Here is a 25,053-nt window from a genome sequence, read left to right on the forward strand (position 1 = left end):
CAGCGAGGGGTACTCGCCCCGGTGTTCGAGCACCATGCGAACGGCACGCTCGCGGACCTCGGGTGAAAACTGGTTCGACTTCTTGCTCATGGCTCAATCCTCTCAGAGAAAAGAGCCTCCTCAAAACCCGGGGCGGTTCAAAGCGCGCAACACGATTGTAGAAACCTCGTATGAGCACGCGAAGTTCAAGAGCCGCAGAGTCTGATTGCGGGATCGCCCTCAACCTCCCCTGCGTAACCAGCAACCATCTGCTACGCAGAAAGAAGTGCGCACGTTGGAGGGACGCTAGCGGCGAATCTGCGGACTGACCAAGGGTATCGGACGCTGCGTATCCTTGCCAATTACTTGCATGCCTTTCTGAGGATTCCAAGACGAAGTCGCCTCCTGAATGAACAAGGCAATCGATCCAGCCAACCTCACGTCCCTGGCATCGGGTGACTTCGCAAGGGCTTGCCCGATGTGAAGCCAGCCCTTCAATGCTTCCGCCCTGCTGGTGCGGGTCTTGTCCCCAGAACTGGAAGTGGGTCGAGCTTTCCTCAATCGCCCATCTTCCTTGGCCTTCAGCCGCCAGAGGTCCGGGTGCCTCACGTTCCGGCCACGGGTGGCCTGCCGCGTGGCTTCGGCCTCAACCCCATAGCCACGCAATTTCTCGGCAAAAGTCTCGCGCCATCGCTGCAGGTCGGCCTTGCGCGGGTTGAGTCGCCTGCCGTATCGCGATTCGGCCCGCACGCTGATGTGCACGTGCGGATTGGCCTGGTGGTCGTGCAGCACCATCACGTACTTGTGATCGGCCAGTTCGGTCTGCGCGAATTCGCGAGCCGCCTTCTGCACGATCAGAGGGTCGGTTCCCCGGGGCATGGACAACATGATGTTGAAAGCCTCACGCCGGTACCCTACGTCGTCGATCAGGCTGCCCCCGAACCGCCAGTCGTCGGCCAGCTCGTGCACCGCGCCTTTGCCACGGACGGTCTCGCCCTGCTCGTTCTCGATGTCGAGCCGGCCGTTCTTGCTGATGTAGCGGAAGTGGGCCGCAATGGCCTGCATGCCCCGCCCTCCCCCGGTGACCTTGACCATGACCTGCGGCGCCCTGCGCACCACCGTGGCTTCGATGCGCTGGCGGATGGCGGTCGCCCGCTGTCGAATGGCACCACTGTCCAGCCTGGGCTGGGGTTTGACCTTGACGACCCGGTTGCCAGGATAGAACAGGCGGTCGCCCCACTGAACGAGCACACCATCGATGTTGGGGGTCTGGGCCATGGCTTTCTCCTGGGTGTCAGCGGCTGGCACGGTGCCGAGTTTCGGCGGTGTGCCCTCGCGGGCGCAGGTCGGCGAGCAAGCCTGCGGCCTGGGTGAGATGGCGCCGGACATCCCCATCCAGGGTGTCAAGCATGTCGCGGTACACCAGCGCCTGCGGCACGTTGCCCAGGGACAGGAAGCGTGTGAGGGCGTGTATGTTGCGGCTGAGGCTGGAGAGTTGGGCGTTGGACGCCGTGAGCGCAGCGAGCTGATCGGTTCGGCTGACACTGGAGGTCAACGCGGGGATGCCTGCGATGAGCCCGGCCAGGTAAGCGCCACGTGATAGACCCGCTGAACCGGCACCAGCCAACAATCGTTCAGCTTCGTCGGTTGTCAATCTGATGGACAACTTGACGATGCCGGAGCCCGAGGCCAAGCCCTGCAGGGCATCGAGCTTTGCCTGCACAGGTGCCTCACCCACGCCCAGTTCGCGGGCCACCGCCCGCCGGACGAGAACCGACACACTCACTCGCTCGGCTTGAGCGCGTTCGACCAGCAGGCTTTTGAGACCGCGCATATTGACCGTGACGAAGCCAGGGTTGTGGGTGTTCATATGCCAACCGAAGGGTGCAAACGTGAGCGAAGCGAATCGTTTGTGAAATCGGCGGCGGGCCGCCTATCCTGCACTCATCCATGAACCTATGGTCGTCGAGGATCGGTCGATACGAGGCGCTGGATTTGGTCGAAAATCCAGCAAACCGCATGCGGCGCTGATGGCGGGCAGGTTGTCAATCAGATTGACAACCGACCAGGCGAAGCGCGTCTGCATGCACCTTGACCCACACGGGAGGAACCAGTTGAGCAACGAATCAGTGCCTCGCAGGCTGGAACGGACACCAGAGAGAGACGAGGTGCTGCGCCGCATCGGACGCAATGTTGTGAATTTCCAGATGGTCGAAGCCTTGCTCAAGCACCTGAATGCCAACGCGTCGGTGCACGGACCGGCAAGCCAACTGGCAGAACGTATGGAAGCGCAAAGAACTGCGATGCACCGCAAAACCATGGGCGAACTGGCCGGGAAGATGGTGGCTCAAGTCTTTCAGGCTCCGGCAGAAAGCCAGACGCCGGATGAGATCACCGAACCCTGGTTCGGTTTTCACTTCACTGTGGAAACCGATGCGCAGTTCATCGACCAGCACGACCAGGAGATGCGCGCGCTGGTGGCTGCGCGCAATGATCTGATCCATCACTTTCTGCCCCAGTGGTATTCAGCCGTTGACGGTGACGCGGAAACGGCCCTCACTTACCTGGATGCCCAGCGGGACGAAACCTTTCGCATGATGGACAGACTCAGGGGCTGGGTGAAGGCGCTTGACGAGGGCCGACGTCAGACGGCGGCCTTCATGACATCACCCGAAGGCAAACGGCAGATGGAACTGGGGTTGCTACAAAGCAGTCACCTTGTGGCGATGCTCGGAGAAATCGCCTTGAAGACCGCACGGCCAGACGGCTGGGCTTATGTCACCACTGCGCTGAACCTGATTCGTCGCGAGGCACCAGCTGAACTGGCCGACCTACAACAGCGGCACGGACACCAGAACCTCAAGGGCATCCTGCTGGCCGCCGAGCACTTCGACGTGCTGGACGAGGCACTGCTCAACGGGGGCGTTCGAACGGTTTACCGGATCAACGATCGGTACACGCTACAGCTTGGCCAGGATGTTGCCAGCGAACCAACATCGGCATCGAAGGCCTTGCCCTCTGTCAATCAGATTGACAACTCACGTCCCGCACCAGGCCAATGAGAGTCAGGCGACTGGTTTCCACCGTTTCCTTCTGACCGCCCTTCAACGGGGTCACATAGAGCCGTCCGGCTTGCGCCGGAGCCTGCAAGGTGTTCACCACCACTTCGGTACCACCCATGCTCGCCAGCAGCCTCAAGGGCGCCTGCCTAGGAGCGCGAGCAACAGGTTCCGCGGGCCGAGCGAAACCGTCAAGCATTTTCTCTGCCTGACCCTGGGCGACGCCCTCCCTCAGGCTGGCCTCCATCGAATCGATCAGTGCCGAGGTGCCACGCCGCACGCTGCCCGACCCCTCCGCCAGATCGGCTCGCAAGGCCATCACTCGATCCCGGGTGATGGCGCTGTGGTCCGATGCCCAGGCTTCGACGTATTGCGGGTGTTCGTTGGCCAGTTTGCGAAGCTCATAGAGCTCGTTCAAGCCCCGGCAGCGTCCCTCCCGGTACGCAGACATCAGCCAGTCGGGCGGATCGATCAGCGCGGTGGCCAATGTCACGTACTGCCGGCTTTTGCCGATGCTCCTTGCGATGTCGGCCTTTGTCTGCCCCTGTTTCAACGCCCGTTGCACGAACAGTGCGATCTCCAGCGGAGTCAGCCCTTTGCGTTGTTCGTTTTCGATGAACTGGTCCACGCTGTGGGCCGTTTTGTCCACGAAGGCCGGAATGTCAGGTATTCCTGCGAGGCGGGAAGCCCGCAGGCGCCGCGCCCCGAAGTTGAGCATCCATCGCCCCGGCTGCGTGGGGTGTGGGCGCACGGATACCGGCTGACGCACGCCCCGCGCCTTGATGGTCTCAGCCAGCTCGGCCAGAGACTCGTCATCGAATTCCTGCCGTGGTTGCTCCGCGTCTTCATCAATGGCATCGAGCGATATCCGCATAGGAGTGCCGCTTTGCCCCGCGCCAGCCGGTGGCAGCAGATCCAGGTCATCGAGCGACAGGGCCATGATGCGCTCCGTTGAGGGGTTGGATCGTGGTGGGTGCCTCCCCCGCAGGCGGTGACAACACCGTGTTGGCGATGAAGGTCAGTCCGGGCTCGATCTCGCGCCAGGCGTCGCGCGCGGCGGTTTTCTTCATCTCCCACAGGACGAAGCCTTCTGCCTGCGCTTCGGCCACGGCAGACCTCCGTTGCATCGAGGCGATGTCGCCCGGCTTGGGCCCGATGGCTATCAGCATCGGGCTGTATTTCTGGATCAGCTGCATGAAGTTCTCCCGCTGCAGCGGTGTGGCTTCCACCATCGTCGGATACAGGCCAATCAGGTGCAGTTTGGGATTGAGAACCGCCTTGATCCTGCGCACCCCCACCCGCGGGTGGTTGAGCAGCGCGGACACGCCGTCCATGGCTTCCTGGTTGAGCTGGATGGGCGAGAGCACGAAGTCGGCCGAGACCAGCGCCGCGATCATGCGGATGTCCGGGTTGGGGTTGGTATCCACAATGCAGACGTCGAACCGGGCATCCATGGCCGCCAGGAAGAGCCGAAAATTGCTGGCGAAGGTGTTGTGCAGTGCGGGCTGGCGCTCAAGCCCGGAGAGGTCCCGATCAGCGGCCACCAGCACGAAGTCTGCCGCTGGTATCTGGGCGTTGTTCTGCGCCAGCAAGCCGCTGGCCGGCACATCGGCCACGGCGGCGCGTTGGCTCTTTCGCAGAGGATCAGAGAAGTTGCCCTGGTGGTCCAGGTCTATGGCCAGCACGCGCAGGCCGAGTCTTCGGTAGTGGTGAGCCAGCAAGGTGGCGACGGCGGATTTGCCGACGCCACCCTTCTGATTGGCGAGCACAAGGGTCTTCATGGGGAGTCCTCCGGCGCGACCGTCAAGGGGATCACCGAGGCGGAGGACGTTTCCCGCGCGCCGCGCTCGATGCGCCAGCGGCCGGGATCGCGCGAGCCGGCGCCAGCCGGCGAGCGCGCTTCAGACTTTCACGCGCACGCACTACCCGATGATGGGAGCCGTGCGGCGTGGCGCGCGCGCTGGATTCGGGTGTGAATCCAGCGCCTCACTCGTTCATGCCTTGAGCTTGCGCATCTCTTCAGCCAGCACCCACAGCGCCCGGTTCAGACTCACGCTGCGGTCGATGCTGGCCACCGGGCGGGTGTGGAGACGGCGGCCCTTGGCACCCCTGCCCGGCTGGCCGCCTTTCATCGCGTTCTCCTGCACTCGCTGGAAGGTGGTCCATAGGCTGGCACCGAAGTCTTCGGGCCGGCGGGCTTCGATCAGTTGCTCGGCGGTCACCGGGGCCGGTGGTTCGCCCTCCCCTCGTTCTCCGTAGCGCAGCGCCAGCGCGGCGGTGGCAAAGGCCCGCTGTTCCTCGGGCTGCAGGGTCAAGGCTTTCATGCCGTCGGTGGATGCGTCCACAGCCTCGAAATCCTCCAGCACCCGAAAGGCCCCTTCGATTACCTCATCGCGGATGTTGCCCTTGTGCGGGATGCGGATGTCGTTGGTGACGTCGCCAACCACCAGCCCGTTGCAACAGACAAACCTGAAGACACCCGCGAGCATCTGGTAGCTGCTGGCGCCGTCGTGGCTGTTGATCAGGATGATCTCGTTGGCCTCGGGCCGGGTGTTCACCTGCCCGGCGTGGCGCATGCGGATCATGTGCTTGGTGAACTCAGTTTTGCCTTCGATGCGGCTTTTGCTCTGGCACACCATGAAGGGCTCGAAGCCTTCCTGGCGCAGACCGCGCAGCACGTCGATAGTGGGGATGTAGGTGTAGCGCTCGGATCGGCTGCCGTGTTTGCCTTCGGCAAAGATGGACGGCGCGGCCCGGCGCATCTGGTCTTCGGCCAGCGGGGTCTCGCTGCGGATCACGAAGGTGTTGTGGCCGAAACGGGCGGCCAGCTGGGGGCGGGAAGCTTGGACGGTGTTCATGGTGAATGCTCCAAAGAAGATAGGAAATGGAGATAGGAAAAGAAGAAGGGATGGCCAGACACACCGGGCGGATGGGCTCCGGCCGGTGTGGGTGCTCAGGCGTGCCCGGGCAGGTGTTCGCTGCGGGCCTTGCGGTGGCCGCTGGTGGATCGGGTGGGTGCTGCGAGTGGCTCGGCCCCGCCATCGCGTGCCCGTCGGGCTTCGGCCTCTGCGCGACTGTCCAGGTAGTCAATCTCGTCGACGACGAAGTCCAAGGCGAAAACCTCAGCCCCGTCGCTGCCCTGGTACTGGTTGTTGCGCACCCGCCCGACGATGTTCACGTGCGAGCCTTTGCCCAGGTACGCGGCGGCGTGTTCGGCCTGCTTGGCCCACAGCGTCCACAGGATGGCGGTGGCCATCTCCTCACGGTCTTCACCGCTGCCTCGGTGTTGGTTGCTGATGGCGATCAACACCGCCTTGGCGACCTTGCCATCTCTCCCTTTGACGAATTCGAGCTTGACGGCACCGGCCAGGTGGGCGTGGCGCTGGATGACTTGAACGTTGGCCATGATGGAACTCCTTGCAAGAGCGACCAGCCGGACCCCGATGCGGGCTCCTCAAAGCTGATCCTCTCGCTCGGACTCCCTCGCTCCCGCCCACGGGCGGGCGGGGGGTGGGCAAGGCCCCTTCCCTTGGGAAGGGGTGGGGGATGGGGAAAACCACGCAGCCGAAGCAGTGAGCCAGTCACCTGGCCCACCGCTGAAAGATCCCCCCACAAGTCCCCCTCACCCGTGGATGGGGGCGCCGTGGGGGGATTGCGGTGGGCTGTTTGGCGTACGCGCTGCCCCGAGCCACTTCGGGCGACAAGCAAAGCGCAGGCGACCGCATGACCTGAGCAGTGGCGGCTCTGCGGACGGCGTGACACCAAGCGTAGCGACTGGCGCGACGTTCGAGCCGCTGCGATCACTTCAGGACTTCGGGCTCTCCGGTCTGCCAGCGGCCCGGCTTCGGGCATGGCGGGTGAACGGGGGGACGATCTGGCGGGCGGGACGGGACCAGAGCGCAGCGTCGGGAGCGGACCGAGGGTCAGTTCGTCCAGCGGGCTCGTTCCCGCGCAGCGGGAAGGGAAAAAGACCGCGATCCCCGGGCACGGGAAAGGGCCGCGTTCCTTGCTCAGCCGGCTACGCCGGCCAAATTACGCCCTCCCCTGCGCTCGCGCGCAGTGCGCTGTTCAAGATAAGAAAAGAATGGGGCCAAAAGGCCCCAGGGTTCAAACGAGGCCTCGCTCCGCCATGGATTGAACGGAGCCGCCCGCGACGATGAAGTGGTCCAGCACCCGCACATCCACCAGCGCTGCCGCCTGCTTGAGCGTCTGCGTCAGATACTCGTCGGCACGAGATGAGTCGGTTGCGCCTGAAGGATGGTTGTGCACCAGCAGAAGAGCGCAGCTGTTGCGAAGAAGCGCATCGCGCACCACTTCGCGCGGGTAAACCGATGTCTGACTCACCGTGCCCCGGAACATCTCGACGTAGTCGATGACGCGGTTCTGCGCGTCCAAGTGCACCACGGCAAACACCTCATGCGGCAGGTTGCCCAGACGGGCGCGCAGGAAGTCCTTGACCACGGCGGGCGAAGACATCACATCGCTGCCCCGCACCTGCGCCGCCAGCAACTGCTGAGCAGCCATCAGAACCTCGTCGGCCTCGGCCGGACGGTACTGACCCGCGACATCGCGCACCAGCAAAGCGGAAGCGGCAACCGAGAGTGCCTGGAAAGAATCGAGGGAAGAAAACAGATCGTGCTGCATGACCAACTCCAGTGATCGGGCGGGATTGCCCGAGACCGGAACCGGCACGCCGCAGCGCAGCGGTCACAGGTTCGAAGACGGCCGCACGGCCGCAAGCGCACGCAGTGCGCGCAGACCTTGACGGCGAGAACGGTGTGCAAGGATGAAGGGAACAGCAAGCCAGCCCCACCACACCGCCCGAGTGAAACAGGCAAGCGCAGCGCGCAGGCCGGGGGCATGCCCTCGGCCGAAGGCGTCAGGGATCGAAGCCGCATGGCCGCGACCCGGCACGGGGCGCGGGGCGAAGCCTGCAGAGCCCGACGGCGGAAAGCCGGGACGTCAGATCAAAATCGGTACTCGTCATTTGCCGCAACCAGGGCCACCGAAGGCAATCCCATCCGCCATCGGCCGCATCAATGAAGTCCTGGCAGAGATCCCGGTGGGCGTCCGATACGACCCCGCCAACGCAGCCGAAATCGCCGTGCTCCTGCTGGGAAAGCTCCCGGCCCCGCGCCAGACCGTCGGCCACTGGACGCCCTGTACAACGCCACCGTCGGGAGCATCCGAGAACTGGTTTCCTTGATGGATCAAGCATCCGTGAGTGCCACCGTGCGCCAGAAACGACTTGATCGACTGTTTGAAGCTATCAGGAAGACAACCTACCGGCTTCAAGCTGCCGTCGTCGGAGCTGCCAAGGTCAAATCTGTGATGTTGAGCAACCAGGAGTTGACACGAAACTTCAAAACAAACCCGAGCCATGGCCCCGTAGATCGACCGGCAGAAACCCTTCTCCGAGAGGATGCCCTCAACGCCCTTGCCCGGATTGAGATGAATTCCCGGCACAAAATCCTTCAACTCCAAGCTCGAAGTCGCTTATGTGTAGTTGCTTTTTTGGACGCGATTCGTCTTGGTCCTATCATTGACCATATTCGCCTCTGATCGACCGCTATGGCCACCTCGAACATCCCGCCTTCAATCGCAGCTGTCCCCGCACCTACGACCTTCAAGCCCATTCGTTCGCAGCGCGCGTTCGAGGAGATCGCCGACCAGATTCGAACTGAACTGGCGCAAGGTCGTCTGGGCGTGGGTAGCCGCTTGCCGTCTGAACGCGCGCTGGCAGAACAGTTCGGTGTATCGCGCAACACCTTGCGTGAAGCACTCCGATCGCTAGAGCATGCCGGACTCATCAGGCTGCAGAAGGGCGCCACCGGCGGCGCTTTCATTACCGAAGGCAACGGTCATGTCATTGGCACCGGTCTGCTTGACATGTATCACCTTGGCGCGATCCCGCCCGCGAAATTGACCGAGGCCCGAATATGGCTCGAGTCCATCATTGTTCGCGAGGCATGCCTGCGAGCCACTGCCGAGGATCTTGAGAAGCTTCACGCCAATGTTCGCGACGTCGAGGCCGCAATCGCCGCTGGCGACTTCCATCGCCGTGCTGAAATCCATCTGGAGTTTCACCGCATCCTTGCACGCATGACCGGCAATCCCATCATGGAGATCGTTATGGATGGGGTTCTCACGGTTCTCCGTCACTACGTGCTCTCCATTGGTGACTACGAAAACGCCTTCGTTCTGCCCTCGCGGAAGCGCTTCTTGAAACTCATGGAAGCGCGCGATGTGGATGGCGCGATTGCAGAGATGGAGGCCAGTCTTAAGAAGCTACAGCGAAGCTACCTCTCGCAGGCGCGCAACCAATCGCCCATGGGAGTGGCGGTTGATGCCGGCAAATAGCGTTCGGCTCATGTTGAGCGCCAGTCAGCCACATCTTCCAACGAAGCTCGAGCAGTCCTGAAGCCATTGGCGGCATGCGACTCGTCGGCATAGCCGAATGAGATGCCACACACCACAAGCCGGTCCTCGCCAAGTCCAAAGAACTCGCGCACTCGCGCCGGTCGGGATGCCAGTGCCGCCTGTGCAACGCTGGCCACGCCCATGCCGCGTGCGGCCAACAGGAAGTTCGCGACATACCCACCGCAGTCCACAGCCCCATAGACGCCCAATGCGGCGTCGGTGGTGACCATGGCCACATGCGGAGCTCCAAAAAAACGGAAGTTCTCGCGAGCCTGTTGCGCTGAGGCCTCGCGGTCTCCGCGAGCGATCCCCACGCAGTCGTAGAGCTGCAGGGCGCAATCCAGGCGCCTCTGGCGGTAGACACCCCGGTACTCGCTAGGCCAGGCGAAATCCGGCCCCCCCTCGTCTTCGCTCTTGGGTGACAACATCGCCGCCCGAAAGCGCTCTGTGCCAGCACCTTCGGTAATGTGTACTCGCCAAGGCTGCGAGTTGCACCAGGACGCGGTGCGCTGCGCGATATTGAGCAACTCCATTTGCAGTGCCCTAGGCACTGGCGTAGGCAGAAATCCGCGGCAACTATGACGCCCCGCGGTCAGGCGGTCCAGGGCTGCGTGGTCGGCGGACCAGGGGATTTCAAAGCTTGGTTCCATGTCGAGTCTCCAGATATGTCGGATGGCATGCAATGGCTTGGGGTTGCCAACCCGCCGGCAAAAAGTATAATGGTTGAACCATTGATCTGGAGACTAACATGTTTGATCAGCAACGCATCGACGCCTTGCCCATTCACCGCCCGCCCACGGCAGCGGCCGCACCAGTGCTTCAGGGCCTGAAGGTAGTGGACTTCACCCACTTTGTCGCGGGGCCCCTGGCCACGATGACGCTCGGCGACTTCGGCGCTGACGTTATCAAGATCGAGGCCCCTCTGCGAGGCGACGACTTCCGGCACTACCCCACCGTGGACCCTGAAATTCCCGCACAGGGCGGACCGTTCCTCTGGACGAACAGAAACAAAAAGAGCTTGGCCCTTGACCTCAAGAGCGAGGCGGGCCTGCAGGTGGTGAAGGATTTGATCGCTCAGGCCGACGTCTTGGTGGAGAACTTCTCTTCAGGCGTGATGGACCGCTTCGGCCTCGACCCCGAGACCTGTTCGCGAATCAATCCACGACTTATCTACTGTTCTGTCTCCGCGTACGGACGTGAGGGACCGTACGCCGACCGCCTGGGATTTGACCCGATCGTGCAGGCAGAAAGCGGTTTCATTTCCATGAACGGCTATGCCGACCGACAGGGCGTGCGCACCGGCGCCGCCGTGATGGACACGGCCACAGCCATGACCGCCACGAATGCCATCCTGCTGGCCCTGCTGGCCCGGGCTAGGGACGGAGTCGGCCAACGTGTTGAGGTGGCACTGCTAGACACCGCGATTCTGATGACCGGTTTCGGTGCCATGCAGCATCTGACCACAGGCTATGAGCCCAGACGAAATGGCAACGTGAGTCCGGACACCTGTCCGTCCGGTGTGTTCATGGCGCAGGACAAGCCGTTCTACATCAATTGCGGCAACGACAAGATCTATCAGCGCCTCTTCGAGCAAGTGCTGGAACGACCTGATCTCGCGCATGACGCCGTGCTGTCGCAGCGCGTCAACCGCTTGCGCGAGCGCGAGCGCCTCTTCAAGGTCATGGATGAGACATTCTCTGCCCAGCCCTGGAGTCACTGGGCTCCCAAGTTGCGTGCGGCAAACGTACCGCACGGACAGGTAAAGACCTTGAGCGAAGCTCTGGCCTCCGATGAGGTGCGCTCGCGCGATCTGGTCACTCGGATACCACACCCGGTCAAGGGCTGGATTCCGAACATTGCCTCGCCCATCAGGATGTCGCGCACACCCCCGGTGGCCCCTCAGGCGGCGCCCGCCGTTGGCGCTCACAGCGACGAGGTGCTGCGCGACGTACTAGGCTATGGCGAAGAACGCATCGCGGCGCTGCGAGAGGCGGGTGCTTTCGGAGTCGTCGAAGGGGTATCCGCATGACGCGTCGGGTCGCCCTCATCGGTGCGAGTGCGATTCCCGTCGGTCGCCACCAGACGGCAGACAACGCCGCCTTGCAAACACTGGAACATGAAATCATGACGCGCCTGGTCTCCGACGCCGTGCGCGATGCCGGCGTAAACAAGGAGGATATCCAGAGCCTGATATTCACACTGCCGCGACCTTACACACGGCAGAAGTACTTCCACACGTTCCTCATTGGCCAACTGGGACTGACCTGCCGTGGCAGTGTGATGGAGGTGATGGGCAACGGAATGACCGCCGCGCTCGCCTTCGACAAAGCCTGCGACGAGATCCTGCTGGGGCGCACGGACGTGGCCCTAGCCTTGGGCATCAATATGGAAAGCGCCGTATCGGCTGCTGAGCACATGATGAGCAGCATGCGTACAACAGGCGACGTGGACTTCCACACCTCGGCCGGTTTCACACCCATCGCCTGGTATGCGATGGACGCCACGCGCTACATGCATGAGCACGGGGCCACGCGCGAACAACTCGGTTCGGTGGCAGTGAAGAACCGCCACCACGCCTCGTTGAACCCCCTGGCGCAGTACCGCAAACCCATCACGCTCGATGAAGTGGTGGCGCAGCGGCCCATCGTGGAGCCTCTTGGTCTTTACGATGTGCCGCCGCGAGGCGATGGCGCGGCCTGTCTGGTGCTTGCCAGTGAAGACGTGGCCAAGGCCACGGGGCGACCCTACGCCCTCGTGCGCGGCCGAGGCTTCTTCCACGACGGCTCGCACCAAATCAGCGATGTGCCGAACGACATGATCGCCTTCAAATCTGCGGCGCAGGCTTCGTACGACGCGTATGCGCAGGCCGGCATCCAGGCCTCCGACCTTGACCTGGCAGAACTCTATGCGCCCTGCACGATCGTCGAAGTCCTGGTGAGCGAGGCCATCGGCCTAGTCGCAAAGGGCCAGGGAGCGCGCGCCGCCTTCGAGGGTGAGACGCGATTGGGCGGTCGCATTCCTGTTTCAACCTCGGGCGGTCTCACTTCACGGGGCCACCCCGCCTACGTCACCTCGCTCTACAACTATGTCGAGCTGGCAGAACAACTGCGCGGTCGCGCCGGCGAACGCCAGGTCAAAGACGCCCGATGGGGCCTGTCGACTGGGGAGCTCGGCAACTACAACGCTGCCCTGGTTCATGTGCTGGAGGCCGTGCGATGAGCCCCGCAACCCGACTCGAAACCTTCCCCGTGGCAGGCACCCGCCCCTACCCGCCTCGCCACTCGAACTTCACTGCTGTGTTCTGGCAAGGGTTGAAACAGGGGATCTGGCAGACCACACGCTGCGGCGCCTGCGGCCACGCCACCTTTCCGCCCAAACCCGTCTGCCCGCACTGCTGGTCCGCCGATATGTCATGGGCTCCGCTGGGCTCGCGCGGACATCTCTATTCCTGGACGCGCATTCACGCCGCACCTGCCATCTTCGCCGCCGAATCGCCGTACGCCGTAGGGATCGTCGACCTTGACGAGGGTCTGCGCCTGGCCTGCCGTCTGCTGGAAAACGAAAACACCACCTGGACGCCGGGCATGCCCGTCGAGATGGTGGTGCTGAGCTACGAAGACGGCCCGCTATTCGCCGCCCGACCCATCTGACCCCAACCCGAGGAAACACACCATGTCACTGATCAACACCAACGGATTGACCGAAGAGCAAAACATGATGCGCGAAGGCGTGCTGGATCTGCTTTCGCGCCACCTGCCTTGGGAGCGTGTGCGCAAAATGGACGAAGCGCGCGAGTTCCCGCATGAGGCCTACAACGCTCTTGCCGATGCCGGCTACCTGGGCATCTTCTACCCCGAAGAACTCGGTGGCATGGGCGCGAGCTACAAGGACATCGCCGTCTTCATGGAAACGCTGGGCTACTACTACACCGGCATCGCCCAAGGCGTCACCACCACAGCCATCTATGCCGGCATGCACGTAGCCAAGTTCGGAACACCAGAGATGAAGAAGGACATCGTGCCGAAGATCATTGCCGGCAAGGTCAAGCTCGCTTTGGCCATGTCCGAGCCGGGCACCGGCTCCGATGTTGCAGGTATCAAGACCTCTGCCGTGCGCGAAGGGGACGACTACGTCATCAATGGCAGCAAGGTATGGATCACCTGCGCGCACGTGGCCGACTACCTCGTGGCCATTGTCAAGACAGACAAACAGGCTCGCCACAGTGGCATCAGCACCATCCTCGTACCAACCAATACACCAGGCGTGACCATCCGCCCGCTGTCCATGCTGGGCCGCCGCACAACCCACGCCAATGAAGTTTTCTTCGACAACGTTCGTGTTCCTGCGGGCAACCTGTTCGGGGGCGAGGGCCAGGCCTGGAAGAACATCATGGCCGCCCTGGGCCTCGAGCGCATGGGCCTGGCCGCCATCTCGGCCGGTCACTGCTTCAAGATCACCGAGTACGCCCGCGACTACGCGCGCGAGCGTATCCAGTTTGGCCAGCCGATTTCCCAGTTCCAGGTCATCCAGCACAAGCTGGCTGACATGATGATCATGGCCGAGACAGCCCGCCAGTCGGTCTATCGCGTGGCCGAACTGCTCGATGGTGGTCACCGGGTCGTTCAGGAAGCATCCATCGCCAAAATCGTCTGTACCGAGAACAACTTCAAGTGCGCTGACATCGGTATGCAGATCCTGGGTGGCGCGGGCTATTCGAACGAGTACGACATGCAGATGTTCTTCCGCGACTCGCGCGTGGGTCCGATCGGTGGCGGCACCAACGAGATCCAGCGCAACATCATTGCCAAGCAGATGGATCTCTGATCAGGAAGGGCCTTCGGGCCCTGCCTCAATAAAAAAAACCGGGCTCGAGGCCCGGCTTCGCTTCCTTGAGCTTGAGTTCGAGTCAAGCTGCAACGGTAGCCGGCACGGGGCGGCATCGGTACATGTTGGAGATGACCATGGAATGCACGGTTTCGTCGCGCTGATTCTTCACGATTCGCTCGCATGTCACGATGCCCTTGGTACCACTGCTGGTGAGCTTCTTCTCTACCGGCGTGATCAGTGCATGGATGGTATCGCCTGCCTTTACCGGGAGGTGCATACGCCACTGGTCCAGCCCCGTCATGGCAATGATGGTGCCGTCGTTGATGCCGCTGAGGCACTGCAGGCCGCCCACGATGGCCAGCACCAGGGGACCATGGGCGATCGGTTCGCCGTAGGACTGCGTCTTGCAGAACTCGTGGTCGATGTGCGGGGCATTATGATCACCCGAGAGGCAGGCGAAGTTCACGATGTCCGTCAACGTCACCGTGCGACGCGATGTGACAATGATGTGGCCGATCTCGAAATCTTCGAAGTACATGCCACGTGGGCGGTAGTTGGGGTGGTGGCTCATGACATTCCTTCAATAAGGGGGGGCGTCAGCAGCGCGATCAGCTCACGCGTGTTGCTCACTTGTTCGAGTGCAAGGCAGGTATCCGCAAAACGATTGGCGCGCTCGCTACCAAGGACAGGCCGCGACAGCACCATGAATTTTTCAATGACATCGCCTTCTGACAGGGGCGCCTGCGGAGATCCCCGCGGCGCGGACAAGGCTTGCGAGGCGGCTTGCCCGCTGGCATCCGTCACACGCACCTCGCACTGGTGATAGTGGGTCAGCGCCGGGTCCGGTCGGACCTCGATTCGCCGCATGGTGTACTGGAGATCCGCCCGCTGAAGCTGTTGATCCAGGTCGATGCTGTGTTCTGGCAGGATGACGTCGGCGCCGCAGGCGGCCAACGCAATGCAAAACTGCAGATGAAAGCGTGCGTCGTTCGAGGAATGCGGCATGCGATCCTTGGCCACGACATCGGCGACATAGGGCGCCACCCGGACCTCAATCCGGCTTTCATTAAACGTGGGACCGGGTTGACGCATCAGCCGACGCATCGCGTCAACTGGAGCATGCAAATAGCCACAGCAGGCATGTAGCTTTCGGCGAGGTTCTGACAGGGCCCAGCTGCCCTCCCATGCCCCGGCATCCCAGTGGGCCCCGTTCGATACCGAAGAAAAGTATCCGGTCTTACTGTCCAGGATCTCGTTCGGGCCGGTCATTCCGGCGCGGGCGTACCAAGCCGCCGTTGCACCTGTATCCGCCGGTTGCGCACCAAAGAGCATGGGCTTGACAGTACCACCGCTACCGAAGATGACCTCCGCTGGGCACCAGCCAGCCAATGCAGCTGCGATCGCCATGGCCGAGAGGGTCTGCTCGTCGTCCAGGTCGAGCATGCAGGCTGCGGCAGCAGCAACACCGATGGATGACGGGATGCCAACTGGTACCAGAGCCATATCCGTGTAGCGCTTGAGCGTGGGGTAGACGGCGCCATACACTCGTGCTGTCACTTCGATCCCACGAACAAGCGCCTCCTGGGTGCGCACACCGGATGCGCCCAGGGTTTCCGCGAGCGCCAAGGTCGCTGCGACGGTGCCGATGCTGGCGTGTCCGCCGATGAGGTCGTTGAGCTCGAGCACATCACCGAGGTAGCCGTTCACGCGCATTGCGCCTCGCCATCCTCGACGATAGGGTGTTCCCACAACGGTCGCACCGGATTCGCCGGGTATCTCTGTCTCACAAGCCAGCGCAAGAGCGGCCTCTTGCGTCCTTGTGCCAGCCAGCATACAGCCGATAGTGTCCAGCAGGCACAGACGCGCCTGGAGCCGGACGTCATCCGGGATTGTCTGCATCGTCATGGCACTGGCGTGCCGCGCCAGATCAGACAAGGCGGATGGGGAAGCAGAGCGAGTGTTCATGTGCGGCCTTTCCTCCTTTGTTACACGGGCCTTATTCCTTCTCGATTCCGGCCTGCTCGGCAACCTCGCTGTACTTCGCGAAGTCCTTGCGCATTTCGGTGGCATAGGCTTGGGGAGACAGGACGGTCGCCTCCATGCCAAGCCTGGCATACAACGCCTGGATTTCCGGCGATTTCACAGCCAGCGCAATTTCTTTGTGCAGACGATCGACGATGGGCGCCGGTGTCCCGGCTGGGGCAAGAATGCCAAGCCATCCGTTGAATGCGAAGTCTTTGAAGCCAAGCTCCTGCATGGTGGGGACGTCCGGCAGGGACGGCGTGCGGTTTGAGCCGAGGACTGCAAGTGCCCGCATGCGCTTGGCCTCCAGCATCGGGGTGGCGGCGCCAAGTGCGTCAGGATTGACGCTCAAACGCCCACCGAGCAGGTCGGCAGCCGCCTGAGCTGGTCCCCGGAAGGGAACACCGAGCAGATCGATGCCCGCCTCATGGTTGACCGCTTCCATTGCGATGCGGTACAGCCCGGCCGAGTTTCCATACGTCAGCGTCTTCGGCGACTTCTTGGCGGCGTCGATCAGATCCTGCAGCTTCATATAGGGCGACTCATTCTGCACGGTGAGCAACAGCGGTGTGTTGGCCATCGTTGCCACGGCGGTAAAGTCCTTGAACAGATCGAACGGCACGTGCTTCGCAATGATGTGCGGCACCACCGTCGACGAAACGGTGCCGACCGCCAGCGTGTAGCCGTCTGGCGTGCTGCGCGCCACAGCCTGCATGCCAATGCCACCACTGGCGCCGGGCCGGTTCTCAACCACCACGGGTTGGCCCAGCGGCTCGGCAATCTTCTGCGCGATGGCACGCGCCGTCACGTCCGAGCTAGATCCTGGTGTGAAGGGCACGATCAGCTTGATCGGCTGGCGAGGATAGGCCGCATCTTGCGCGTGCAGCAATGGGGTCGTTGCGACCAGAACCGCCATGGCGAGTTTGGCGAATGGCATGGATTTGTCTCCTGTTTCGGTTGGGGGGAAATGGCAGTCCGGCTTCGAAGCCGGCAAAGGTGATGGCCAGGCTATGGCATGGGCACCGCGCGGATCAGACGTGTTTCCTGTGCAGTAATCAGATGGCCGGAGGCGGCTAGGTAGGCGGGGAAGTCCCGGTGCGTGTCGCGCGCCAGGCAGCGGCGCTCGTAGTCCGCGAGATCTTCGTAAGCCCAGAGATGGATGAACTGGTTCTGCGGGCCCACCACGCTGGTCCAGAAGCCCAGCGGGTGGCCCAGGGTCTCCATCAGGATAGGCATTGCCAGCCGATTGAACACCTCAACGAACTCTGGCATCTTGCGCAGAGCGATGGTGTAGACGCGGTGGTCAATCAAGGCCTTGCTCGGAGTATGAATCGCGCTCATCACGCCTCCACAGGCACCTGGTCCACCACCGACTGGAGTGATGTCTCTCCGGATGCGATGTGGCGGGCCGTGATGTAGGCAAAGGTCATGTTGGGCCCGTGCGTGATACCCGCGCCTGGGTAGTTGCCCCCCATGAGGCTGGCTCGGTCGTTTCCAACCGCATACAGCCCTTCGACAACCGACCCATCGCGTCGCAGAACAGCCCCCTCCACACTGGTTTGGAGGCCATCGAAGGTGCCCAGGTCGCCCACGAGTAATTTGATGGCGTAGAACGGTCCACTGACTATTGGCGCCACGCAGGGATTTGGCCTGTTGTCCGGGTCTGCGAGATAGCGGTTGAAACTGTTGCCTCCGCGATCAAAGGCCGGGTCTTCACCTTTGACTGCGTACTGGTTGTAGCCCCGTACGGTGTCTTCAAGGCCTTGCGGGTCAATGCCCGCCTTGCTCGCCAGTTCCCACAACGTCTTTCCTTCCAGCAGGTAGCCATTGCGAAGGAAGGGCGTGATCGGCATCGGCGCCGGCTTGACATAACCCAGACCGTAACTGGCCAGTGCGCGCTTGTCGCAGACCAGCCACATGGCCGTTTCGGGCAGTGTTTCGCATTCCTCGATCATGGCCGCGCCCACGTCGTGATAGGAGTTGGATTCGTTGGTGAAGCGCTTGCCGGTGGACAGCACGCCAATCACGCCAGGCTTGTAGCGATCCAAAAGATGCGGGAACACGCCTGTCTCCCCCTTGCCAAAGTCCACACGTGTCACCGGCATCCAGGCGGCAGGCTGGGGGAACCGGATGTCCACGTGTCCACCCGCTGCCTCGGCCATGCGACAACCGTCGCCTGTGTTGCTGACAGGCGTGGGTGACAGGTGTTCATGCCCGCGCCGCAGGTGCGGATAGGCTTCGCCAATGCGCTTCTTGTCGTGCGGAAAGCCCCCGCAGGCTAAGACGACGCCCTTGCTGGCTCTGATGTGCCGCTCGACACCATCGCTCTCAATGACCACTCCATTGGCACGATCACCGACCATGGCTATGCGTGCTACCGGTGTCGAGGTGAGGATCGGGATGCCCAGGTCGAGAGCGGACTTGGCCAGGCGTGCTGCCAGGGCATTGCCGCTGGTTACCTGGACGGCGCGTCGGTAGAGCACAAGCTCTTTCACATGGTTGAGCAATCGCCTTGCCACATACAGCGCGGAGCTAAGCGACTTCGTTGCCCTAAAGAAGTGCTTGAGGTCGGCGTTCGAGGAGTTGAACATCATCCCAATGAAGGTGATGGTCTTCAGTGGTGGCTTGAGGCGGTCCATGTCCTTGCCCAATCCACGGATGTCGTAGGCCTGGGCCAGGATGGAGCGCCCCACGTCAGCGCCGCCGGGCGCGGTGGGGTGGTAGTCCGGGTAGAGCGTTGGCACGAACTTCATACTGGTCTCGCGCTCAAGGAAGTCCACCATTTGGGGACCATGAGCGATGAACGCCTCAACTGATTCGCTGTCGTAGAAGCGGCCAGTTTCACTCTGCAGGAATTCCCGCACAGACTGCACCGAATCACCAGGGTTCTGCGCGCGCCCATGATGCGTCAGCGGCACCCACAACACACCACCCGACAGTGCGGTGGTCCCTCCGAACACAGGCTCCTTCTCGAGCACCACCACGTCAAGGCCAAGTTTGCGGGCCGTGATGGCGCAGGTGAGGCCCGCCGCCCCTGAGCCGACAACGACCAGATCGTATTGAGACTTCATGCCACGCGTTCCATTTCAGTCGGCCTTGATGTTGTGCTTGGTGATCACTTCGCGCCAGCTGGCATGCTCGCGCTGCATCACGCTGGCGAGCTCTGCCGGGCTGGACACTCGCGGAACGGCACCCGTTGGCAGCAACCTCTTTGCCAGCTCCTCGCTGGACATCACCTGGCGAATGGCAGCGTTGACCTTGTCGATCACGGCATCGGGCGTGCCTGCTGGCGCGAGCAGGCCGAACCATACTTCGGCAACGAAATCAGGCACCACGCTATTGATCGTGGGCACCCCCGGCACAACGGGCGACGGTTCTGCAGATGCCACGCCCAGCATCTTGAGGTTGCCCTGCTGCACTTGCCCCAGCATGACAGACGATGGCGTGGTCAACAGCATCTGTACCTCACCGGTGCGCGCAGCCATCGTGGTGGCCGCCTCGCCGCGATATGGGATGTGATCCAGTTTCAGACCAGTCATCGCGCCAAGGCGAGCTGTCGCCAGGTGCCCGTACGAGGCCGTTCCCGCCGAGGCGTACTGCAGGCCTATGGGTGCCTGTTTGGCGTACTTGAGGAAGTCGGCGAGGTTCGTAGCAGGCACAGCCTTGTTGGTCACCAGCACCATTGGCACGGAGGTCACCTGCGCAACAGGTTTGAAATCCTTTAGAGCGTCATACCCCGTTTTGTCATTGAGCAGCGGGGCAATGATCACGCCATTGTTTGGGTACAGCAGGGTGTGACCATCAGCTGGCGCTCGCGCCACGAATTGCGCAGCAATGGCGCCGGAGGCTCCGGGCTTGTTGTCGACGATGACGGGCTGACCCAATAGCTTGGCCAGCCCATCCTGGAACATGCGCACCTGGTTGTCACTGGTTCCCCCTGCGGGGTAAGGCACCACGATGGTGATGGGACGCGTGGGATACGCGTCTTGTGCAAAAGCGGCCACACCGGCCGAAAGTGCTGCAACTGCAGCAAGAATCTTGATTGCCTTCATGTCTCTGTCTCCTTTGGTTGAACGTTGTCCCTGAAATCTTCGTCATTTGTCAATGGTTGATCCAATGATAGTATAGTTGCGAAAATACACAACCACAAGCGGCTGCTTTTCGCGACTCACCGACGAGCGGCACCTACACCAGCAAACATGCGTGATTCCGCGACGGCCTCCCCCCATGACGTCACGCCACCGGCTTCCGCGTTTGAGCTGGTTGTGACCGGGGCCATCCCCGCCATTACCCTCGTGGATCTTTTGCTGCGCCCTGAGGGCTCCAGCGCTTTGCTCGCTGGGACACTCGTGGTCTTTCTGCTTCTGCATTGCAGTCAGATCAACAAGGGCGTTCAGCGCACGTCGCTGCTGCTGGCCCTCGCCTTGTTGCTGCTGCTTCCCGGGTTGGATCGTCCCTGGCAGGTCATCGAGCAAGGAGTGCGCATCGGAGGTCTGGTTGCCTCGCTCCTCGTCTCGGTAAATCTCCTGTCCCGCGCTGCGGGGCGCGTGCAACATGTGCGCGAAGTGCTGCAGACGATGTACCAGACACCCGGCCACTCGCGCTACTTCCGCTTGAGCGTGGCTAGCCAGTTTTTTGGCGGGCTGCTCGGCCTCGCCGGCATTGCCATGATGATGGAGACTGCGGCGAGTCAGGATGATGCGGACACAAGCGAACAGCTGTCTTCCTTCTGCGCTATCGCACGCGGCTATTCCGCACTGAGCCTATGGAGTCCGCTCTACAGCAACATGAGCATCGTGCTCGGCCTGTACCCGGGCGCAAGCTGGGCGGGCATGCTACCTATGGCCCTCGGCGTCACGGCGCTTTTCATTGCGGTGGGCACCGCAATGAACCGTTTGGCACGGGGCGCCAAAAGCTCCGCGATCGATGCCCGGCATGTGCCGGCTCGCGAACTCTTGCAATTGGGCGCTCCCTTGGGGGCGGCGATGTTTGCCTTCATGGCGCTGCTGGTGGTACTGAGCCTCTGGCTGCATTGGCCCATCACCGCCGTGATCATCATGATCACGCCGCTAGGCGCCTGGCTCGTCAATGCCTGCATCGGCCAACACGGCGCGAAAGGCCTGAATGCGGGCATCCGGATGCTTTGCTCAGACATGGCGGGTTTCCGCAACATGGCCAGTGAGGTGATGATGTTCCTCGCGTCCGGATGTGCGGGAACTGTAATCGCTGGCTCCATCCCCGATGCGTGGACCAGTCAGGTCGGCGCCTGGGTGTCCGGCACGCCCATATTGGCCTGCTTCGCGCTGTCGGCCCTGATCGTATTGCTGTGTGCTGCGGCCATTCACCCCATGTTGTGCGCTGTCATCGTGGGCAGCAGTCTCGACCCCATCACACTGGGGTTGCCCTTACCGGTGCACTTGACGGCCCTGCTGGTCGGATGGGGCCTTGCGATCACCATCACGCCCTTCTCGGTGCTGAGCCTGATGGCGAGCCGCTGGTCTGGCGTGCCCGTACTCACCATCAGTCTGCGAGCGAACGGTTGGTTCGTGGCTCTGGCGCTGCTGGTGTCTTCCGTCCTGCTGGGTGCCCTGGCGTCCTTCCCTGGTCAATAAAAGATACATACTCATGAACAACACCAATCCAAGCCACAGCGGACCACTCAGCGGCGTCCGCGTAGTCGAGTTCGCAGGCCTTGGGCCGGCGCCATTCGCGTGCATGCTGCTCGCCGACATGGGCGCCGACGTGGTGCGAATCGCCCGGCCTGACGTACCGCCCATCGACCCCCACGACATCGTCAACCGGGGCCGCCGCACGATCGCCTTGGACTTGAAAGCGGCGAACGACACAATGCAGGCGCTTGAGTTGATTCGGCACGCGGATCTTTTGGTCGAGGGTTTCCGACCGGGCGTGATGGAACGTCTGGGTCTCGGGCCAGCGACCACACATGCCCTCAACCCTCGTTTGGTCTACGGGAGAATGACCGGCTGGGGGCAGGAAGGTCCGCTGGCCCACGCGGCGGGACACGACATCAACTACATCGCTTTGGCAGGGGCGTTGTCGCTGATTGGCGCACCAGGTGGCGCGCCTGTCCCACCACTGAATCTGGTTGGCGACTACGGAGGCGGCAGTCTCTATCTCGTGATGGGCCTGCTGGCCGGATTGCTGCATGCCCGTGCCTCGGGCCAAGGCCAAGTGGTGGACGCCGCCATCTGCGACGGTGTCCTTTCGCTGCTGAGCAACAACCACTCCCACCGCATGCAAGGCCGCTTGCGTGACCCACGGGGTAGCAACATGCTCGACGGTGGCGCGCCCTATTACACAACCTACGAAACGGCTGATGGGCGATACGTGGCGATCGGGCCCATCGAGCCAAGGTTCTTCCGGGAGTTGTGCCATAAACTTGAACTGCCCGATTCCTTCGCCACGCTGCAGAACGATCAATCGCGCTGGCCAGAATTGCAGGCTGCTATTTCTGGCGCTTTTCGCCGTCACTCCTTGGCTCACTGGTGCGAGCGGCTCGAAGGCACCGATGTGTGCTTTGCACCAGTGCTGACGCCGCCCGAGGCTGCCCTACACCCCCACATCGTGGCGAGACAAAGCTTTGTTCATGTTGATGGCATCGAGCACACGGCTCCAGCACCACGCTTTTCAGCTACACCAGGCTGTATCGGACGCAGTCCCTCCGCCGCACCGGTGTCGACCCAGCAGGTATTACGCGACTGGCAAGTGGCCTGAGCGCCGCCATGCCCATTTCCACCACGCACGAAACCCTGCTGGACCTGCTGGAGCAAAAACGCTCAAGCAACCACCACAAGGTCGCCTTGCGCTACTTCTTCATGCTGGAAGCGCTGGGACACCCGATTCCTGCTGCACAAAGGCGCTACTGCGGAGCAGCCATGCACCGCTGCACGCCCCGCGATCTGGAGCGAATCCAAAGCGCCGCAAGAGATTGGGCCACATTCGTGAATGGTGCGATGCCACGTATTACCCCGTCGATCGCCCTCGATGAACTTGTGGAGCATGTGCTGAAAATCCTCGGTAGCCACTCAGCAGAGTGCCGCCGTCATCGATATCCTGTTTGTACAGAATCAAGAGGCCGGGCTCCTTCCGCACCAACAAAGCTTTGATCGCTTGCCCACGGGCTGCCGTTGAAGCTCCTAGGTTTTTCATTCAGGTTTGTGCGCTCTGCACCGGTGCCTAACGGTGCGTTTTGTCGAAGTCGATGCACATAACGTTGCTCGATGCCAATTCCGTGCATGTTTGCACGAGCTGCAGCTCATTCAACATGGCAGCTTGCTTTTGCGCTCACGGAGCTCGTCACGTGAGATCGACGCCCATTCAGAATGAGCGCCAGAATCGGCGTTTCGTCAATCTCGGCTCTGAAACCTTGGTTCGCGCTTTTCCAGAAATGCCCGCACACCCTCGTCGAAACTGGGCCGATCCGCGAGCTCCATCTGGCGCTCACGCTCGAATACTATCTGCTGGGCAAAGGTATTGACCTCGGAGTTCCGGTACAGCTCGCGCACTTCCTGCACCGCGTGCGCGGGCAAGCGTGCGAGCTTCTGCGCAATGTGCAGGCCCTGAGCTGAAAGCCCTTCGTCATCCACACACGCCCAGATCAGGCCCCACTGAGCAGCCTCCTGCGCAGAGAGACGGTTGCCCATCAGTGTTAGGCCCATGGCACGGGCACGGCCCACCGCACGTGGCAGCAACCAGCTAGCACCGGCGTCAGGGATCAGACCCAGCGCCGGGGTAAACGGTAGGTAGAAGAACGCGGAGCGCGCAGCAATCACCACGTCGGCAGCGAGTGCAAGGCCTGTCCCTCCACCTGCGGCTGCGCCGTTGACGGCGCAGACAACTGGCACAGGAAGCGAGCGCAGACCGCTCACCAGAGGGTTGCCACCTTGCGACAGCAAATCTCCGACGATCTGGCCCGCACTGCTGCGCGCCTCGACCGATGTGGATGAATCGAATGCCGACAGATCAGCCCCGACGCAAAAGGCCTTGCCAGCGCCCGTGATGAGCAGCGCGCGGACTGCAGAATCGTCGTGTACACGCTCCAGTGCCTTCAAGCAACCAGCCATCAGCTCATGGGAGAGCGGATTCATGCGCGGCGCGTCGTTCAAGATCAGGGTAGCGATGCCCTCGGTCACATCGAAGAGCACATGGGAGGTGGTCATTTCGGCAGCTTTCCGGAGACACCGGTGAATTGATCAGGGAAGTGGATCCGCACGATCTCGCCATCCAGCTTCAATGCATGGCACCCCCCCAGCGGCGAGTTTCGGCGTCCCGGTTGATCGGCATCGGTCACGTCATCTGCACCGCGCCAGAGCATCTGGAACGCGGTCGTCGCCATCGGCGGTAACAACTCTGTCATGTGGGTACAGCCAAGTTCACCACGAAACAAGCGCTTTACCGTCAACGTAAATCCTGGCTGGATGCGCTGCCCAATGAGCTGGCGGTAGCGATCGGTGATCGCACCGCACACAGCGTGCGGCCCCTCCACTGTGTGCGCCACCACGTCGTGAATCAGTCTGTCACTGTCGACCGTGATGCACACGGTCATGTGGTGAATCGGCTCACCCGCTTGCACCGTTTTTTCCCGCATCTCCAAGGGAGTGGGCTTGGTGTCGATGAGCGTCCCGACGATATCGAAGAGCCCGTCGTCGCGCTCAAAACCTTCGCAGGTGATGCGTCGCAGATGCACCGTGCGACGCAATAGGTTGGTCTGGCTGGCACCGTTCAT

26 protein-coding genes are annotated in these 25,053 nt (G+C 62.2%); 10 read left to right on the top strand and 16 right to left on the bottom strand.

Translation table 11 applies throughout. From position 1 onward, the window contains the following. Nucleotides 1-285 precede the first annotated feature (285 nt). Together Q7V46_RS18310 and Q7V46_RS18315 are read right to left on the bottom strand one after the other, a co-directional pair. The gene (locus tag Q7V46_RS18310) at nucleotides 286-1,257 is read right to left on the bottom strand and encodes a conjugal transfer protein TraS (RefSeq protein WP_304915008.1); all 972 of its coding nucleotides are present in this window, start codon (nucleotides 1,255-1,257) and stop codon (nucleotides 286-288) included. A gap of 16 nt (nucleotides 1,258-1,273) precedes the next feature. After that, a complete protein-coding gene (locus Q7V46_RS18315) occupies nucleotides 1,274-1,849 on the bottom strand; it encodes a hypothetical protein (RefSeq protein ID WP_304915009.1) in 576 nt (191 codons plus the stop codon). A 244-nt stretch (nucleotides 1,850-2,093) separates the two neighbouring features. Between Q7V46_RS18315 and Q7V46_RS18320 the strand changes: the two genes are divergently transcribed. Then, nucleotides 2,094-3,041: a hypothetical protein gene (locus Q7V46_RS18320; RefSeq protein WP_304915010.1), complete on the top strand. Its 948-nt coding sequence runs from the start codon at nucleotides 2,094-2,096 to the stop codon at nucleotides 3,039-3,041. Here Q7V46_RS18320 and Q7V46_RS18325 read toward each other — a convergent pair. The 5 genes from Q7V46_RS18325 to Q7V46_RS18345 all read right to left on the bottom strand — a co-directional run bounded on the left by Q7V46_RS18325 (nucleotide 3,001) and on the right by Q7V46_RS18345 (nucleotide 7,682). Then, nucleotides 3,001-3,978 (bottom strand): ParB/RepB/Spo0J family partition protein, encoded by a 978-nt coding sequence (locus tag Q7V46_RS18325; protein ID WP_304915011.1) that lies wholly within the window; start codon nucleotides 3,976-3,978, stop codon nucleotides 3,001-3,003. The two genes, Q7V46_RS18320 and Q7V46_RS18325, sit on opposite strands and share 41 nt — an antisense overlap. After that, nucleotides 3,959-4,819 carry a ParA family protein gene (locus Q7V46_RS18330; RefSeq protein ID WP_304915012.1) on the bottom strand — a complete coding sequence of 287 codons (861 nt, stop codon included), beginning with the start codon at nucleotides 4,817-4,819 and terminating at the stop codon, nucleotides 3,959-3,961. Before Q7V46_RS18330 ends, Q7V46_RS18325 begins: the two co-directional genes overlap by 20 nt. A gap of 213 nt (nucleotides 4,820-5,032) precedes the next feature. Beyond that, nucleotides 5,033-5,896 (bottom strand): DUF932 domain-containing protein, encoded by an 864-nt coding sequence (locus Q7V46_RS18335; protein WP_304915013.1) that lies wholly within the window; start codon nucleotides 5,894-5,896, stop codon nucleotides 5,033-5,035. Nucleotides 5,897-5,991: 95 nt separating this feature from the next. Continuing rightward, nucleotides 5,992-6,444, bottom strand: a complete 453-nt coding sequence (locus tag Q7V46_RS18340) for a single-stranded DNA-binding protein (protein WP_304915014.1) — start codon at nucleotides 6,442-6,444, stop codon at nucleotides 5,992-5,994. Nucleotides 6,445-7,145: 701 nt separating this feature from the next. Next, the gene (locus tag Q7V46_RS18345) at nucleotides 7,146-7,682 is read right to left on the bottom strand and encodes a JAB domain-containing protein (RefSeq protein ID WP_304915015.1); all 537 of its coding nucleotides are present in this window, start codon (nucleotides 7,680-7,682) and stop codon (nucleotides 7,146-7,148) included. Nucleotides 7,683-8,258: 576 nt separating this feature from the next. On the opposite strand from Q7V46_RS18345, the gene Q7V46_RS18350 reads away from it, so the two are divergent. Next, entirely contained in the window at nucleotides 8,259-8,600 is a 342-nt protein-coding gene (locus Q7V46_RS18350; protein ID WP_304915016.1) for a hypothetical protein, read from the top strand. 9 nt (nucleotides 8,601-8,609) lie between these two features. Further along, on the top strand, nucleotides 8,610-9,398 hold the full coding sequence (locus Q7V46_RS18355) for a FadR/GntR family transcriptional regulator (RefSeq protein WP_304915017.1): 789 nt from the start codon (nucleotides 8,610-8,612) through the stop codon (nucleotides 9,396-9,398). Nucleotides 9,399-9,406: 8 nt separating this feature from the next. On the opposite strand, the gene Q7V46_RS18360 is transcribed toward Q7V46_RS18355, so the two are convergent. Continuing rightward, nucleotides 9,407-10,108, bottom strand: a complete 702-nt coding sequence (locus Q7V46_RS18360; protein WP_304915018.1) for a nitroreductase — start codon at nucleotides 10,106-10,108, stop codon at nucleotides 9,407-9,409. Nucleotides 10,109-10,206: 98 nt separating this feature from the next. Between Q7V46_RS18360 and Q7V46_RS18365 the strand changes: the two genes are divergently transcribed. From Q7V46_RS18365 to Q7V46_RS18380, 4 genes are read left to right on the top strand one after another with little or no spacing between them, the layout of a single operon-like run. Continuing rightward, entirely contained in the window at nucleotides 10,207-11,487 is a 1,281-nt protein-coding gene (locus tag Q7V46_RS18365) for a CaiB/BaiF CoA-transferase family protein (RefSeq protein WP_304915019.1), read from the top strand. Beyond that, nucleotides 11,484-12,677, top strand: coding sequence for a thiolase family protein (locus Q7V46_RS18370; protein ID WP_304915020.1), 1,194 nt, complete (start codon nucleotides 11,484-11,486; stop codon nucleotides 12,675-12,677). Before Q7V46_RS18365 ends, Q7V46_RS18370 begins: the two co-directional genes overlap by 4 nt. Beyond that, nucleotides 12,674-13,108 carry a Zn-ribbon domain-containing OB-fold protein gene (locus Q7V46_RS18375; protein WP_304915021.1) on the top strand — a complete coding sequence of 145 codons (435 nt, stop codon included), beginning with the start codon at nucleotides 12,674-12,676 and terminating at the stop codon, nucleotides 13,106-13,108. The genes Q7V46_RS18370 and Q7V46_RS18375 overlap by 4 nt, the downstream gene beginning before the upstream one ends. Nucleotides 13,109-13,130: 22 nt before the next feature. Continuing rightward, nucleotides 13,131-14,282, top strand: a complete 1,152-nt coding sequence (locus Q7V46_RS18380) for an acyl-CoA dehydrogenase family protein (protein WP_304915022.1) — start codon at nucleotides 13,131-13,133, stop codon at nucleotides 14,280-14,282. A gap of 82 nt (nucleotides 14,283-14,364) precedes the next feature. On the opposite strand, the gene Q7V46_RS18385 is transcribed toward Q7V46_RS18380, so the two are convergent. The 6 genes from Q7V46_RS18385 to Q7V46_RS18410 all read right to left on the bottom strand — a co-directional run bounded on the left by Q7V46_RS18385 (nucleotide 14,365) and on the right by Q7V46_RS18410 (nucleotide 20,359). After that, nucleotides 14,365-14,856, bottom strand: coding sequence for a MaoC/PaaZ C-terminal domain-containing protein (locus Q7V46_RS18385; RefSeq protein ID WP_304915023.1), 492 nt, complete (start codon nucleotides 14,854-14,856; stop codon nucleotides 14,365-14,367). Beyond that, complete coding sequence (locus tag Q7V46_RS18390; RefSeq protein WP_304915024.1) at nucleotides 14,853-16,250, bottom strand: MmgE/PrpD family protein; 1,398 nt, start codon at nucleotides 16,248-16,250, stop codon at nucleotides 14,853-14,855. The genes Q7V46_RS18385 and Q7V46_RS18390 overlap by 4 nt, the downstream gene beginning before the upstream one ends. Before the next feature lie 31 nt (nucleotides 16,251-16,281). Next, the gene (locus Q7V46_RS18395) at nucleotides 16,282-17,244 is read right to left on the bottom strand and encodes a tripartite tricarboxylate transporter substrate binding protein (RefSeq protein ID WP_304915025.1); all 963 of its coding nucleotides are present in this window, start codon (nucleotides 17,242-17,244) and stop codon (nucleotides 16,282-16,284) included. 71 nt (nucleotides 17,245-17,315) lie between these two features. Beyond that, nucleotides 17,316-17,648 carry an NIPSNAP family protein gene (locus tag Q7V46_RS18400; protein WP_304915026.1) on the bottom strand — a complete coding sequence of 111 codons (333 nt, stop codon included), beginning with the start codon at nucleotides 17,646-17,648 and terminating at the stop codon, nucleotides 17,316-17,318. Next, nucleotides 17,648-19,378 (bottom strand): FAD-dependent oxidoreductase, encoded by a 1,731-nt coding sequence (locus Q7V46_RS18405; protein ID WP_304915027.1) that lies wholly within the window; start codon nucleotides 19,376-19,378, stop codon nucleotides 17,648-17,650. The genes Q7V46_RS18400 and Q7V46_RS18405 overlap by 1 nt, the downstream gene beginning before the upstream one ends. Before the next feature lie 15 nt (nucleotides 19,379-19,393). After that, nucleotides 19,394-20,359, bottom strand: coding sequence for a tripartite tricarboxylate transporter substrate binding protein (locus tag Q7V46_RS18410; RefSeq protein ID WP_304915028.1), 966 nt, complete (start codon nucleotides 20,357-20,359; stop codon nucleotides 19,394-19,396). Between the two features lie 147 nt (nucleotides 20,360-20,506). Between Q7V46_RS18410 and Q7V46_RS18415 the strand changes: the two genes are divergently transcribed. The 3 genes from Q7V46_RS18415 to Q7V46_RS18425 are packed head-to-tail and all read left to right on the top strand — an operon-like array spanning nucleotide 20,507 to nucleotide 23,434. Beyond that, a complete protein-coding gene (locus Q7V46_RS18415) occupies nucleotides 20,507-21,919 on the top strand; it encodes a hypothetical protein (RefSeq protein ID WP_304915029.1) in 1,413 nt (470 codons plus the stop codon). Nucleotides 21,920-21,932: 13 nt separating this feature from the next. Then, a complete protein-coding gene (locus Q7V46_RS18420; protein WP_304915030.1) occupies nucleotides 21,933-23,042 on the top strand; it encodes a CaiB/BaiF CoA-transferase family protein in 1,110 nt (369 codons plus the stop codon). A gap of 8 nt (nucleotides 23,043-23,050) precedes the next feature. Next, the gene (locus Q7V46_RS18425; RefSeq protein ID WP_304915031.1) at nucleotides 23,051-23,434 is read left to right on the top strand and encodes a hypothetical protein; all 384 of its coding nucleotides are present in this window, start codon (nucleotides 23,051-23,053) and stop codon (nucleotides 23,432-23,434) included. A gap of 240 nt (nucleotides 23,435-23,674) precedes the next feature. Here Q7V46_RS18425 and Q7V46_RS18430 read toward each other — a convergent pair whose 3' ends face one another. Together Q7V46_RS18430 and Q7V46_RS18435 are read right to left on the bottom strand one after the other, a co-directional pair. Further along, a complete protein-coding gene (locus Q7V46_RS18430; RefSeq protein WP_304915032.1) occupies nucleotides 23,675-24,487 on the bottom strand; it encodes an enoyl-CoA hydratase-related protein in 813 nt (270 codons plus the stop codon). Then, nucleotides 24,484-25,053, bottom strand: a complete 570-nt coding sequence (locus Q7V46_RS18435) for a DUF2889 domain-containing protein (protein WP_304915033.1) — start codon at nucleotides 25,051-25,053, stop codon at nucleotides 24,484-24,486. The genes Q7V46_RS18430 and Q7V46_RS18435 overlap by 4 nt, the downstream gene beginning before the upstream one ends.

This window comes from Hydrogenophaga sp., assembly GCF_030651625.1.
GTDB lineage: Bacteria > Pseudomonadota > Gammaproteobacteria > Burkholderiales > Burkholderiaceae_C > Hydrogenophaga.

Excerpts from the sequence above, each read along its gene's own strand:
- Q7V46_RS18310 (WP_304915008.1), bottom strand. The coding sequence starts at position 1,257 with ATGGCCCAGACCCCCAACATCGATGGTGTGCTCGTTCAGTGGGGCGAC.
- Q7V46_RS18315 (WP_304915009.1), bottom strand. The coding sequence starts at position 1,849 with ATGAACACCCACAACCCTGGCTTCGTCACGGTCAATATGCGCGGTCTC.
- Q7V46_RS18325 (WP_304915011.1), bottom strand. The coding sequence starts at position 3,978 with ATGGCCCTGTCGCTCGATGACCTGGATCTGCTGCCACCGGCTGGCGCG.
- Q7V46_RS18330 (WP_304915012.1), bottom strand. The coding sequence starts at position 4,819 with ATGAAGACCCTTGTGCTCGCCAATCAGAAGGGTGGCGTCGGCAAATCC.
- Q7V46_RS18335 (WP_304915013.1), bottom strand. The coding sequence starts at position 5,896 with ATGAACACCGTCCAAGCTTCCCGCCCCCAGCTGGCCGCCCGTTTCGGC.
- Q7V46_RS18340 (WP_304915014.1), bottom strand. The coding sequence starts at position 6,444 with ATGGCCAACGTTCAAGTCATCCAGCGCCACGCCCACCTGGCCGGTGCC.
- Q7V46_RS18345 (WP_304915015.1), bottom strand. The coding sequence starts at position 7,682 with ATGCAGCACGATCTGTTTTCTTCCCTCGATTCTTTCCAGGCACTCTCG.
- Q7V46_RS18355 (WP_304915017.1), top strand. The coding sequence starts at position 8,610 with ATGGCCACCTCGAACATCCCGCCTTCAATCGCAGCTGTCCCCGCACCT.
- Q7V46_RS18360 (WP_304915018.1), bottom strand. The coding sequence starts at position 10,108 with ATGGAACCAAGCTTTGAAATCCCCTGGTCCGCCGACCACGCAGCCCTG.
- Q7V46_RS18365 (WP_304915019.1), top strand. The coding sequence starts at position 10,207 with ATGTTTGATCAGCAACGCATCGACGCCTTGCCCATTCACCGCCCGCCC.
- Q7V46_RS18370 (WP_304915020.1), top strand. The coding sequence starts at position 11,484 with ATGACGCGTCGGGTCGCCCTCATCGGTGCGAGTGCGATTCCCGTCGGT.
- Q7V46_RS18375 (WP_304915021.1), top strand. The coding sequence starts at position 12,674 with ATGAGCCCCGCAACCCGACTCGAAACCTTCCCCGTGGCAGGCACCCGC.
- Q7V46_RS18380 (WP_304915022.1), top strand. The coding sequence starts at position 13,131 with ATGTCACTGATCAACACCAACGGATTGACCGAAGAGCAAAACATGATG.
- Q7V46_RS18385 (WP_304915023.1), bottom strand. The coding sequence starts at position 14,856 with ATGAGCCACCACCCCAACTACCGCCCACGTGGCATGTACTTCGAAGAT.
- Q7V46_RS18390 (WP_304915024.1), bottom strand. The coding sequence starts at position 16,250 with ATGAACACTCGCTCTGCTTCCCCATCCGCCTTGTCTGATCTGGCGCGG.
- Q7V46_RS18395 (WP_304915025.1), bottom strand. The coding sequence starts at position 17,244 with ATGCCATTCGCCAAACTCGCCATGGCGGTTCTGGTCGCAACGACCCCA.
- Q7V46_RS18400 (WP_304915026.1), bottom strand. The coding sequence starts at position 17,648 with ATGAGCGCGATTCATACTCCGAGCAAGGCCTTGATTGACCACCGCGTC.
- Q7V46_RS18405 (WP_304915027.1), bottom strand. The coding sequence starts at position 19,378 with ATGAAGTCTCAATACGATCTGGTCGTTGTCGGCTCAGGGGCGGCGGGC.
- Q7V46_RS18410 (WP_304915028.1), bottom strand. The coding sequence starts at position 20,359 with ATGAAGGCAATCAAGATTCTTGCTGCAGTTGCAGCACTTTCGGCCGGT.
- Q7V46_RS18415 (WP_304915029.1), top strand. The coding sequence starts at position 20,507 with ATGCGTGATTCCGCGACGGCCTCCCCCCATGACGTCACGCCACCGGCT.
- Q7V46_RS18420 (WP_304915030.1), top strand. The coding sequence starts at position 21,933 with ATGAACAACACCAATCCAAGCCACAGCGGACCACTCAGCGGCGTCCGC.
- Q7V46_RS18425 (WP_304915031.1), top strand. The coding sequence starts at position 23,051 with ATGCCCATTTCCACCACGCACGAAACCCTGCTGGACCTGCTGGAGCAA.
- Q7V46_RS18430 (WP_304915032.1), bottom strand. The coding sequence starts at position 24,487 with ATGACCACCTCCCATGTGCTCTTCGATGTGACCGAGGGCATCGCTACC.
- Q7V46_RS18435 (WP_304915033.1), bottom strand. The coding sequence starts at position 25,053 with ATGAACGGTGCCAGCCAGACCAACCTATTGCGTCGCACGGTGCATCTG.